Source organism: Vibrio sp. SG41-7, assembly GCF_014164465.1.
GTDB classification, from domain to species: domain Bacteria; phylum Pseudomonadota; class Gammaproteobacteria; order Enterobacterales; family Vibrionaceae; genus Vibrio; species Vibrio splendidus.
Genome location: NZ_JACJFF010000005.1, coordinates 55,938 through 67,837, shown reverse-complemented (window position 1 = coordinate 67,837; position 11,900 = coordinate 55,938). Strand labels below are relative to the sequence as shown.

Here is an 11,900-nt window from a genome sequence, read left to right as displayed (position 1 = left end):
CAAACGAAGAACTAAGCGAGACTCCTATGAAATTCACTAAACCTTTTCTTTTAGCGACACTGATTGTGACTCTTTCTGGTTGCGCATCACCAGCAATGGATAACGAAAATGAGAATGCTGCACGTAATCGTGGTGCTGTGGGGGGGGCTTTATTAGGAGCGACAGCAGGCGCTCTAACTGGAGATGCGAGCTTAGCCGCGAAGGGTGCTGCATTGGGTGGTGTGACCGGTGGTGTTGCTGGTTCAATGAAAGATACGGACGATGCAAGAAACGCACAACGAACCCAAGTCACTGCTGATGGTCTGGCGCAAGACAATCGAACCGATGCAGAAAAGCGAGTTGCTGAAGTAGAGGCTGAAATTAAGCTTATTGAACTAGAACAACAGCTTGCTGATCTCAAAGAAGAGAAAGAGGACAACGGCGCATAAAGCTGAAGCTACAACTAAAGCTAAAGCCTAGATATTCATTTAATTGAAAATCATTCAAACAGAATGGCCACATAATGTGGCCGTTTTTGTATCTAAAATACGCACTTCAAACAATGAATTAATTCAATAACTTGTATAGATACTCACGGCAAGTAAACTAGACTCAGTTTAGATATTAATTTGGTTTGAGAAGCGCAATAGTCATGAATGTCACCTTAAGGGCTGCAAAGCACACGGATTTGGAACAACTTAATGAGTTAATGTTCGATCTCCACCATCACCACCACCTTGCTAGCCCAGAGCACTTTAAAACGGCAGAAGAGATTGAGCAGGAAAAAAGCATTGCACGTTACTTGGATGATCCTGAATGCTTGGTTTATGTGGCATTAAAAGGTGAGCTCATTGTTGGCTTTATCTCCGGACATTTTTGTGAGCTTATCTCAACGGTGAGTAAACCGGTGCCGATGGGGAGTGTCGATGAGCTTTTTGTGTTGCCGGAATATCGAAAAGAATCGATTGCTGAAAAGTTGTTTAGCAAAGTTGAAGCGACTTTTGATGATTATGGGGTTGAACAAGTCTTTGTAGAGGTTTGGGACTTTAATTCACCTGCCAAGGACTTCTACCAAAAAATGGGGTTCACACCTCACATTCAATGGATGAGGAAGGCTTTGCACAAAACGTAGACAGCGATTTTGTGCGTGTTTGATTACACTAGAGCAGTCTTTAACTTTTTCTCTTATTTTTAGGTAAACTCGTTGGTTATTCGATATTTATTAGTTTTCATATTGTCTCTTTTGAGTACTACTTCCGCTTGGGCGAGCAACACTTTGCCCGATCATATTGCGGGCGCTTTGTGTGTAGTACGTGCTGATAACCAAATCGTGTTGGTTGATGAGTTGATCACAGGTCAATTGTCTCTACCGGGAGGTACTGTGGTTTCTGGAGAGCCGCCATCGGTCGCGGCGCAACGAGAAACTTGGGAAGAGGCGGGTTTGTCCGTGACGGTCGGTGATGTGTTGGGATATACCGACAGTGCCGTTGTGTATGATTGTGTCTCTGACTCTGAAGTGATCAGTTACAAAGCTCGAAATGAGTTAGGTGGCTTTGAGCTACCAATCTGGTTTGCTCCTCATTACGGTGTGGAAGTCAGTCGCGCGATGTTATTGCCACCTACGGAGTTGCAAGCCAATCAATACCGTTACCCAGAGCAATGGTCTGAGATTAACGAATTCTTTTTATCCGCGACAGATCAACCTGTGACGTATGTGACAGAGCTGGTGGGCGCGGCACCGAAAGTCCATCAAGTTGAATTAAATTGGATTGTGTCGCTTCAAAACGCGTTCGATAAGATGCCAAGCGTGTTTGCGAATACTGTACTTTTAACTGACTCGTTAGCGAAGCCATGGGTTTTCATCGTGATATTGCCGCTAATTGCTTGGCATTTTGGCCGTAACTTCGCGTTGAAGTTTGGCTTCACTTTGATCTCGGTGACATTGCTCACTTTAATCGCCCACCAAGGGTTTGGTTTTCCACGTCCGCATGCTTACTTGCCAACATTGAAGCTAGTGATGAGCAGTGGCTATAGCTTTCCAAGTTTATTGGCTAGCTTGTGGGTGAGTTTAACCTTGTTAGTCTTTTGGAAACTAAAGCGCCTCTTGGAGCAAAAATCGATTTTGATAGTGCTCGCGGGCCTACTGTGGATTATGCTATTTACGTCTTATTCAGGCAGTGCGCTCTTTAGTGATGTCTTAATGGGAGGCGTATTGGGCGCGTTAACGACTTGGCACATCGTGAGATTAGATGCGAAACCTGATGTTGATATTAGTGCCTTATTAAGCTCTAAAGGTGTCTGGTGGGCATTGTGCTTACTGTCGATTGTTCTCACGGTGATATGGCCACTGCCAACATTCTCTTTCTGGGTGGCAATTTTGATGACGATTGCATGCTTAGTAACGTTAACGGATTCGAAGCCTTTGGTCGGCCAGTTCTCATTCAAGATTGTATTTGGAGTGATGGCGATGTTGTTAGCGGGAAATCTGCTGATTAGCTGGGCAGGAAGTTTCGTCTCATTCAGTGGCATCGCTTCATTTATCGTTGAGACCTTACGTTTCCCAATCTTGATTCTATTTGGTGTAGTGGCGTTTCGTCTGCCATGGAAAAGAGAGTAGGCGAACCGACTAATATAAAATCAAAAAAGGCTGTGCAGTGCACAGCCTTTGTCATTTGTGCAACAAGCAAAAAGTAATTCTCACTATAGCTGCTGAGCGTTTATGAGTTGAAGATAAATTTCTCAATAGCGACCGCTACACCATGGTCGTCGTTGCTCGCTGTGATGTGATCCGCCAGTTTCTTGGTTTCTTCCATTGCGTTTTCCATTGCAATGCCAAGGCCAGCGTATTCAAGCATATGATGATCGTTTTCAGCGTCACCCATGCAGATTACTTCTTCTGCTGTAATACCCAAGTGCTTAGCTATCGCCTCAATACCGACACCCTTGTTTGAATTTGGGTTTAGGAACTCTAAGAAGAATGGTGCACTTTGCACGATAGTAAATTGAGTCTTAAGCTCTTGTGGCAACTTGCCGATGATTTCAGTCAGCTTGCTTGGTTCTGCGACAATCATAGTTTTGATGATTTCGTGGTCATCTTCTAGTTGAGAAAAGTCGAACTCGGTAATCTCTAAGCCGTTAATACGCGCTTCAATACCAGTGTACTCATTGTTCTCAGGTGTGATTAAGCCATGAATCTTGCTGAATGCATGAACATAACCACCAAGCTGTACAGCGAGGGCTGCGATCTCTTTCGCGGCTTTACCATTGCTGATCTCACTATGAATGAGTTCTTTTGTAGAGACGTTTTGAACCATAGAGCCGTTGTAGAAGAGCACAAAGTCATCTTCGCCGTTGATTGAAAGCTCGTCTAACTTACTCTGCATGCCTTCTAAAGGACGACCAGAAGCCAGAACCACTTTCACACCTGCAGCGCGTGCTTTGGCAATCGCGTCTTTGTTCTCTTGAGAAATTACTTTATCACTGTTGAGCAGTGTGCCATCCATATCAAGAGCAATCAGTTTGTACATGTTGTTCCTTACTAAAAAATTAAAAGCTAACGAAATCTAATGGGCGAAAGGATAAGGGAACTTGAAAGTTCAGGCTAGGGCTTTGATCAACTCATTTATCAGTACTCATTTGTTTGACCAAAAGGGGCAAGTGCTTTAAGGTCTGCGGTTGATTAATTTCATCAAATGATTGAGCTGAGGGTAAGTTGTACAAGATTAATGAAATGTTTGAAACCATCCAGGGCGAGGGCGTATTTACCGGCGTTCCTGCTGTTTTTGTTCGACTGCAAATTTGCCCTGTAGGCTGTTCTTGGTGTGATACCAAACAGACTTGGGAAGCGTTGCCGGAAGATGAAACGAGCCTTGGTGATATTATGGTTAAGACAGAGGATTCACCGACTTGGTCTGCAATTGATGCGCAAGGAATCGTGAATGAATATATCAAGCAAGGTTACACCGCGAAGCACATTGTGATTACTGGTGGTGAGCCGTGCATCTATGATCTTGTCCCTCTTACTGAAGCATTTGAGCAGCACGGTTGTCGCTGTCAGATTGAGACCAGCGGAACATCAGAAGTAAAAGCCACACTGGATACTTGGGTTACGGTGTCACCAAAAGTCGCAATGAAAGCCAAATTGGATATCCTTGATAGCGCACTCGTTCGTGCGAATGAAATCAAGCACCCTGTTGGTACAGGTAAAGATATCGAGCAACTAGATGCTCTTATTGCTAGAGCCGATGTTCCTGAAAATACAGTCATTGCACTTCAACCTATTAGCCAAAAAGAACGTGCAACGCAACTGTGTATTGATACCTGTATTGAACGTAACTGGCGTTTATCTATTCAAACTCACAAATATTTGAGCATCGCATAGGTTGCATTTGTTTACTGGCCTAGATAAGTCGCTAGTAGAAGATTCTCGTAAGGATTTAAGATGAAAAAAGCAGTCGTAGTATTCAGTGGTGGTCAAGACTCAACAACGTGTCTTGTTCAAGCTTTAAAAGAGTATGATGAAGTTCATGCGATTACGTTTGACTATGGTCAGCGCCATAGACTCGAGATTGAAGTTGCGGAGTCGTTGTCGAAAGAGCTTGGTGTGAAAGCGCACAAAGTGATGGATGTGACTCTGTTGAATGAACTGGCTATCAGCTCTCTGACTCGTGACGATATTCCTGTGTCTCATGAGCTACAAGAGAATGGACTACCAAACTCTTTTGTTCCTGGTCGTAATATTCTGTTCTTAACTTTGGCGGGTATTTACGCTTACCAAATCGGTGCAAATACCGTAATCACGGGCGTGTGTGAAACTGATTTCTCATGCTACCCTGATTGTCGTAATGACTTTGTGAAAGCGATGAACTCTGCGCTTGTACAAGGTATGGACAAGCCGCTTGATATTAAAACACCGTTAATGTGGCTCAACAAAGCTGAAACATGGGCATTGGCCGACCAGTACTCAGCACTTGAGCTTGTTCGCAATAAAACACTGACTTGTTACAATGGCATCATCGGTGATGGTTGTGGCGATTGCCCAGCGTGTGAACTGCGTAAAGTTGGCCTTAACGATTACCTAGGTGATCGTGAAGGTATTATGGCTGAGTTGGTTCGCAAACAGACTGAGAATAAATAACCTCAGGTCAATCAATTGGTTCGTTGTAAGCATCAATGATGCAGTATCGGCCGTTGCTCTTTGCTTGATACAGTGCTTGGTCAAGCACAGAGTACAAGTCATCAAAGTCACTTAATGCGTTTGAGGTTGCTAGATAAGCAAAACTCGCGGTTACATTAAGTGGCTTTTTGCTTTCTGTTAAGAAGACGGTGCTTGATATGGCGTAATGTAGCTCTTCGACGCGCTCTCGCACGTCTACAGGCTTGGTATTGGTTAGCATGATGAGAAATTCTTCGCCTCCTAAGCGACCAAACAATTCGTCATTCATTAAGTGTTTTCGTATTTGCTGACTAATATGGACGAGCGCTCTATCACCGGTAGGGTGTCCATGTTCATCATTGATCTTCTTGAATCTATCCAGATCGAGCAGAACGAGGACATGTTGCTTGTCCGTTCCTTTACAGCGTCTGACTCTTTTGATTCTTCGTATGATCTCGGTCCGGCCATACGCTTTCGTCATAGCATCGATGGAAGCTTTTGCGCGAATCGTTTTGTTTGCTAATACCGTAAAGCTTGCGGCGCACAGCAATAGAATAACAATGACGTTGTACAACCATCTTTGATGTTCCATTTTTTCAATTTGAACGCGGTCGAGCTTTGTCTGATTTATCAGGAAAGAATTTTCCAATTCTTGCTCATATTTAGCGTGGGTCAGGTCTAGTGCTTCAAAAGCCAACCTGTTATCGATATCGCGTGTTTCAATTTGTATAGATGAGTATCGCTGGTAGAAATAGAAAGCTTGTTGGTAATTTCTGAGCGCTTGATGAAGGTCGGAAAGCTGAAGGAGTGACTGAGCGATGTACTTGTGTCTTGTGACTTGCTCGGATACTTCTAGAGCTTGCTGAGCATAATTGAGCGCTTCGGTTGTCAGCTTTTGCTCTTCGAACATATCGCTGATCGCTAGGTAAGCGTTAATACGAATGACATCATTACTCAGTTCGCTCGAAGCTGAAAGAGAGTTGACTAAGTAACCTCTTGCCAAATCATAGTCTCTAATTTGAGTATAAGCTTTTCCTAAGCCAAGACTTGTTAGTGCGATACCGTAGCTATGTGACGATGAGCTCAGCAGTGTTCTTGCTGTTTGAAAATGGTTAATTGCTAAGTCACTTTGCTCTTGGTTAAGGTAGAGATCTGCAAGGCTATGATGCACTTGTGCTTTCATCAAATCAGAAGCACTTTCTCTTAATGTGAGTGCTTCTTTGAGGTACTCTGCCGATTTTTCATATTGCTTTAATTCTTTAAGCAAGTTACCCACATCATTATAGATCCCCGAAATGTCATGTCCTTGTGGGAACACGTTTATCAGTGATAGGTAGGTATCTAGCGCGGCTTGATAGTCACTGCGGAAATGGTGATTGTTAGCGATGACTCGATAAGTACCAAACTTTGGTAACACAGGGTCAGCGATGTTATGTAAATCTGATTGAAGCGCAGAACAGTAATAGTTCGCTTGATGATATTTAGCTTGCTCGTTCAAAGATCGACATAGTTGGTATTTTAGTAGCGCTCTTCCAGTTAAATCACTGCGCGATTGCATTTTCGCTAATAGGGTCAAAAAGCCTTGTTGCGCTTCTTCATATTGGCCTTGGCCGTCTTTCATCAATGCAGAAATAAACGCTTCTTCAATCGCTTGGTACTCACTGTCGTTTGAAGCGATTCCATAGAACGGTTGATCTCGGTGGCTCATGTATTGATATAACAGAGATGAAAGGTAAAGCTTATCTCCATAGACGGTTGAGCCAATGTAACGGGTTTGCAGCATGTTTAACGCACGCGATGGGGAATGAGTTAGAGTCGAGAGATAGAGTGCATTCCAATCAGCATTTGGAGTCGTGTTTGAATCTAAATTAGATGAGTTGAAAGGAGAGTCTTGGTGACGATCTTGTGTTGATACTTGGCCATGAGAATAAAAGCTAATGAACAGTAGAAGGGCAATAAAAACAGAGTGAGTCACAAGAAACTATCTATCAGATAAAGAACGATATTCTATTGTTAGTTTGATGTTGCTTCAATTTTTGAATGGTATGGGTAGGAGGTTATGCGAGGTAAGTCTCTAATTTGTTGATATTTATCAGACGTGTATCGGTCGTACTGTTCGCACGACCGATATCGGAAATTAGATGTATAATTTCGCTAGGTCAGAAGGCTCAAGTTCTTTGCCTTCTAATGTTGCATTCCAGTTAATACCAACAAGAACGCCGTCTTCAGCTAGAGTCAGTAACCAATCTTCTACAAAGATATCTAGTGGAATTTCTAATACTTCGAAGTCAGCCCACTCTTCAACGTTGTGAGTCTGGGCATCTTCTTTTGAAGACCAAAAAGGCATCACTTCGCTGCTTTCGAATTCACTTGAGTCACATGCTAGCCAACCTTCTTCATTGCGAAGGCCCCATACCAGTTTAGTTTCTTGTGTTTCAGAAACGAAAAGTTCTAGATTTGCTTGAGTATCAGCTGTTAGTTTGCTCATGGATTAATTCTCTATGTTGATAACGACGCAAGATTAACATTATAGACGGCTTAGGTACATGCTATTCAAGGAATTATCACCATACTGAAACGTTAACTTGAGATCACGTTTCAGTATGGTAAACGCAGGATAGAGCCTACTTTTTTATTTTGGTGAAGATGTGCCACTCTTCTTTGATATTACCTTTAAACCCAGCAACAGAAGCGACAACTTTTCTGTTCAGTGCGTGATTAATTTGGCTGTTGTCGCTGCTGAATTCAGAATCGCCATGACCCACGATGTTGACTCGAGATGGTTGAATACCATTACTGATAAGGGCACGCCTTACGTTGGATGCTCGTTCTTTTGACAGTTTTAAATTGTGTTTGGCATTGCCCACTTTGCTGGCATAACCTTGTAACTCAATCGATGTACCCTCGTAACGCTTCAAAAACGCAGCCATCTGGCGTATCTGCCCTAGGAAAACAGGGTTAATTTCCGTAGAGTTATTAGCAAAGAGTATGTGGAGCTCTTTCTTTTCTGACGATTCAAAGTATGAACCACAACCGTCGTTATTGATCTCTGCACCAATTTGCGTATCGGGACATAAATCTCGCGCGTTAATTACGCCGTCATTATCATCATCTTCGAGATCATAAATTTGCGTGATATTTGGAAGAGCTCGATATTCAAATTCTTCATTGCTTGTTTCAGCTAAAACGTTGGCAGAGACAATCATGAGACAAAGCGGAAATACAGTCTTTATCAGCTTCATTAGTATTCTACCTTTTCATTCCATTCTTGAGGGGTTTCGACGCGTAACCCAGTTAACAGGTTTCCTGTTGCATTCATTACTCGGTACTTCGCGTATTGTTCGTCGTACTTGGCATCCAGATAGCCCTTACGGGCTTCGAATAGTTCGTTCTCGGTGTTAAGCAAATCGAGAAGGGTACGTTTACCGATACGGTATTGTTTCTCATAAGAGATAACGGTGTCTGATGCCGAGTCTACGTGATCTGACAAGAACTCTTTTTGTTGAACGGTTAAATCAAGGGCACTCCAAGAAAGGCGTAAACTTTCTTCTACGTTTCGGAACGTACTTTCACGAAGGTCTTTAGCTTTGTTTAGTTGATAAGCGGCACTTTCTGCACGGTCTTGGTCTGAACCGCCGTTGTAAAGGTTGTATCTTAAACGAACCATCGCAGAAAACTCGTCGCTGTTGCCGGGAGTGCCTCCGGCATCATCGCGCCAGGTTTGAGCGGCTTCAAAAGAAACCGTTGGGTAGTTGGTGCTCTTAGATTGCTTGTATTGAAATTTCGCAGAGTCTACATCGGCTTGTGCAATCTTAATTACTGGGTGCTGATTAAACGCTTTTGCTAATGCGCCGTCAACCGTGTAAGGGATAGCGCCTGCATCTGCGCGAGGGAAGGTTAACCCTAGCGGAGATTGACCCACAAGCCTTTTGAATTGCGTATGAGTGTCAAAAAGGTTGTTTTGCGCCGCAAGTAAATTACCGTGCGCTTTAGCAATACGTGCTTCTACCTGTGACATATCTGCTGTTGAGCCAATACCTGATTCAACACGCTTGCGAATATCGCTGTATATTTTTTTGTGGGTTGCGAGGTTGTTTTCAGAGAGTGAAAGCACTTCATAAGCTTTTACCGCATCGAGATAAACCTTGGTCACTTCTAATGCGATATCTTGGGCATTAGATATCAATTGATAACGCACTGATTCCGCATCAGCCGCGGTACGGTCAATATCATTCGATGTATTAGCCCCATCCCAGATAAGCTGAGTTAGCGTAATTGTCGCTTCTTTCCGAGTCAGATCGGTCGTGCTTGAGTTAGTTGCTAGATCGGTATGCTCGTAACCAATACCTCCATCCAAGTCTATACTTGGACGATAGGCACCACCAGAAGCATCATTAAGATATCGCTTACTGACATATTCATTATAAGCACTTTTGATTTCAGGATTACTTTCTAAAGTGAACGCAACGGCTTGCTCTAGGGTTTGTGCTGTCGTCGGTAAGCTCATACTTATAGCTAACACTAATGTTGTCTTTTGAAGCCTATTCAATGTGCATCTCCCTAAAATTAGCTCGCATCTAAGTCTTGAATTCATGCTGTTATATATGAAATTTAGATGAACCGCCAAAAAAATTACGATCGCTAAGCTGGCGCTCGCAAATAGTTGTCAGAATGTTAACCGATCAGCGTGCGTTTTATGGTGTTTTTATACACGTCAATCTTACGTTTTTTAAGCTATTATTTTCCGCAAAAACAATAGCTTATATTACTGGTGTGAGCACTAAGATTGTTATGCGATGTGATCACCGTCATTAGCTTGTCACTCAAGTTGTTAAATACTAGATTCATAACTAGGAATTATATGACTTTAAGTGTTATATTTTAACTAATATTATAAATATAATGTCACTATTTTGACGTTAATGACAAGAAATGCTTTTTAGGGGTTTATATGGACATGACAACATTGAATTTGGGTGGTGCATTAGCACTTGGCCAGCGCATTGTTATCTCGGTAGATGGTACGATTAAAGTCTTAGAAGAAGGCCAACCACTACAAGCAGGGGATGTCGTTCTTGAATCTCAGAACGGGTCCAATGAACCTCAGGTATCGGCAAAACGCTTCTCATCAGAAGAAGGCGAAATTGAGCTCGACCAAGATATTGCGAATATCTTTGCCGCATTAGAAGAAGGTCAAGACCCGACCGAGCTAGGTGAAGAGTTCGCAACGGCAGCTGGTCAAAACGGTTCAAGTTTGGCTTCTAGCGGAACTATTGAACGTGATGGTGAAGAAACTATTCCTGGTACAGAGTTCGTTACTACGGGTTTTGAAGCGCTGGGAATGTCTCGTACTCAAAGCTTGAGTCTTCTAGATGCTTTCCGCTCGATTGACCAACCTAATACCGACCCCACTTTTATTGATAACAATAACTCACCTATCGGTGACACTGTCTTTTTTTCAACAAATGAAGATACCCCAGTAAGCGGAACATTATCTGCTTCAGATGAAGACGGTGACTCTCTGTCTTTCACCAAAGCCACTGATCCCTCAAACGGAACTGTTGTAGTAGACGAAAACGGCGATTGGACTTTCACACCTAATGAAAACTACAACGGCGATGACAGTTTTACGGTTGTTGTCTCCGACGGCCAAGGTGGCACGGACACAATAACCGTTAATATCGGTGTTACTCCAGTTAACGACGCACCAACATTAGTCGACGGTAACGGCGATCCTCTAGGCGATAGCGTTACGGTAACGACCGATGAAGATACGCCAGTCAGCGGTTCTTTATCTGCATCAGACGACGATGGCGACTCGTTAAGCTTCTCAAAAGGCAACGATCCGTCTAATGGCACAGTCACTGTCGATGAAAACGGTAATTGGACTTACACGCCAAATGACGATTACAACGGCAGCGACAGCTTCACGGTTATAGTCTCAGACGGTCAAGGTGGTGCCGATACTTTAACAGTCATTGTTGGCGTTACTCCGGCTGTAGACATCGAGTTGAGCAAACCAACCATCGATCTGGTTGACGGCAGCGATACTGGCAACAGCGACACAGACAACCTGACCAACGATACGACGCCGACGTTCACGCTAGGCGACATTGACAGCGATGTCGCGCAAGAGGACATCGTGGTCGTGAAAGACGGCGTAGCCCTTGATGGCACGCTGGAGAAAGTGGGCAGCACGTGGCAGTTCACGCCAAATGCCGACTTGTTGGATGGCACTTATAACTTGAGCGTGAAAGTGACGGATGGTGCGGGCAACAGCGCGACGTCGACCGAGCTTGAGATAACAATCGATACCGATATCGAAGCGAGCATTACGATCGACCCAATCACAGCGGACAACACCGTGAACGCGGACGAAGCGGATGGCAAAGTGGTCATTACGGGTACCGTTGGCGGCGACGTGAAAGCGGGCGACACCGTGACCTTAACGGTGAATGGCGAAACCTACACAGGCGATGTGTTCGCAAACGACGAAGGCGACTTGGTGTACAGCATCGAAGTTGACGGCAGCGACCTGGTTGATGATGAAGATACGCGCGTAGAAGCGAGCGTGACGACCTCAGACGACGCGGGTAACGAAGCGACGGCGACGGCGGACGCGACCGACGGCGACTACGATGTCGATACCGATATCGAAGCGAGCATTACGATCGACCCAATCACAGCGGACAACACCGTGAACGCGGACGAAGCGGATGGCAAAGTGGTCATTACGGGTACCGTTGGCGGCGACGTGAAAGCGGGC

General features: G+C 44.1%; 11 protein-coding genes. 6 read left to right on the top strand and 5 right to left on the bottom strand.

Features of this window, described 5'->3' with window-relative positions:
* Positions 1 to 26: 26 nt before the first annotated feature.
* The 3 genes from H5300_RS02360 to H5300_RS02350 all read left to right on the top strand — a co-directional run bounded on the left by H5300_RS02360 (position 27) and on the right by H5300_RS02350 (position 2,596).
* Complete coding sequence (locus H5300_RS02360) at positions 27 to 428, top strand: glycine zipper domain-containing protein (RefSeq protein ID WP_004733606.1); 402 nt, start codon at positions 27 to 29, stop codon at positions 426 to 428.
* 203 nt (positions 429 to 631) lie between these two features.
* Entirely contained in the window at positions 632 to 1,111 is a 480-nt protein-coding gene (locus H5300_RS02355; protein WP_102497756.1) for a GNAT family N-acetyltransferase, read from the top strand.
* Between the two features lie 72 nt (positions 1,112 to 1,183).
* Positions 1,184 to 2,596, top strand: a complete 1,413-nt coding sequence (locus tag H5300_RS02350; protein WP_182795332.1) for an NUDIX domain-containing protein — start codon at positions 1,184 to 1,186, stop codon at positions 2,594 to 2,596.
* A gap of 100 nt (positions 2,597 to 2,696) precedes the next feature.
* Here H5300_RS02350 and H5300_RS02345 read toward each other — a convergent pair whose 3' ends face one another.
* Positions 2,697 to 3,506: a Cof-type HAD-IIB family hydrolase gene (locus H5300_RS02345; protein WP_061025504.1), complete on the bottom strand. Its 810-nt coding sequence runs from the start codon at positions 3,504 to 3,506 to the stop codon at positions 2,697 to 2,699.
* Positions 3,507 to 3,691: 185 nt separating this feature from the next.
* Between H5300_RS02345 and queE the strand changes: the two genes are divergently transcribed.
* Both queE and queC read left to right on the top strand, forming a co-directional pair.
* Positions 3,692 to 4,360 carry a 7-carboxy-7-deazaguanine synthase QueE gene (queE, locus tag H5300_RS02340; RefSeq protein ID WP_308822249.1) on the top strand — a complete coding sequence of 223 codons (669 nt, stop codon included), beginning with the start codon at positions 3,692 to 3,694 and terminating at the stop codon, positions 4,358 to 4,360.
* A gap of 60 nt (positions 4,361 to 4,420) precedes the next feature.
* The gene (gene queC, locus H5300_RS02335) at positions 4,421 to 5,116 is read left to right on the top strand and encodes a 7-cyano-7-deazaguanine synthase QueC (RefSeq protein ID WP_182795331.1); all 696 of its coding nucleotides are present in this window, start codon (positions 4,421 to 4,423) and stop codon (positions 5,114 to 5,116) included.
* 7 nt (positions 5,117 to 5,123) lie between these two features.
* On the opposite strand, the gene H5300_RS02330 is transcribed toward queC, so the two are convergent.
* From H5300_RS02330 to H5300_RS02315, 4 genes are all read right to left on the bottom strand, one after another.
* Entirely contained in the window at positions 5,124 to 7,109 is a 1,986-nt protein-coding gene (locus H5300_RS02330) for a diguanylate cyclase (protein ID WP_182795330.1), read from the bottom strand.
* Positions 7,110 to 7,271: 162 nt separating this feature from the next.
* Positions 7,272 to 7,622 (bottom strand): DUF2750 domain-containing protein, encoded by a 351-nt coding sequence (locus tag H5300_RS02325; RefSeq protein WP_004733613.1) that lies wholly within the window; start codon positions 7,620 to 7,622, stop codon positions 7,272 to 7,274.
* Positions 7,623 to 7,758: 136 nt separating this feature from the next.
* Positions 7,759 to 8,376, bottom strand: coding sequence for an OmpA family protein (locus H5300_RS02320; protein WP_182795329.1), 618 nt, complete (start codon positions 8,374 to 8,376; stop codon positions 7,759 to 7,761).
* Positions 8,376 to 9,683: a TolC family outer membrane protein gene (locus tag H5300_RS02315; RefSeq protein ID WP_182795328.1), complete on the bottom strand. Its 1,308-nt coding sequence runs from the start codon at positions 9,681 to 9,683 to the stop codon at positions 8,376 to 8,378. Before H5300_RS02315 ends, H5300_RS02320 begins: the two co-directional genes overlap by 1 nt.
* 402 nt (positions 9,684 to 10,085) lie before the next feature.
* Between H5300_RS02315 and H5300_RS02310 the strand changes: the two genes are divergently transcribed.
* Positions 10,086 to 11,900 (top strand): Ig-like domain-containing protein (locus H5300_RS02310; RefSeq protein ID WP_182795327.1); only part of this gene is annotated, 1,815 nt, incomplete at its 3' end.

Bases quoted from the DNA above. Each gene is read 5' to 3' on its own strand.
- H5300_RS02360 (WP_004733606.1), top strand. From the start codon at position 27: ATGAAATTCACTAAACCTTTTCTTTTAGCGACACTGATTGTGACTCTT.
- H5300_RS02355 (WP_102497756.1), top strand. From the start codon at position 632: ATGAATGTCACCTTAAGGGCTGCAAAGCACACGGATTTGGAACAACTT.
- H5300_RS02345 (WP_061025504.1), bottom strand. From the start codon at position 3,506: ATGTACAAACTGATTGCTCTTGATATGGATGGCACACTGCTCAACAGT.
- queC (WP_182795331.1), top strand. From the start codon at position 4,421: ATGAAAAAAGCAGTCGTAGTATTCAGTGGTGGTCAAGACTCAACAACG.
- H5300_RS02325 (WP_004733613.1), bottom strand. From the start codon at position 7,622: ATGAGCAAACTAACAGCTGATACTCAAGCAAATCTAGAACTTTTCGTT.
- H5300_RS02320 (WP_182795329.1), bottom strand. From the start codon at position 8,376: ATGAAGCTGATAAAGACTGTATTTCCGCTTTGTCTCATGATTGTCTCT.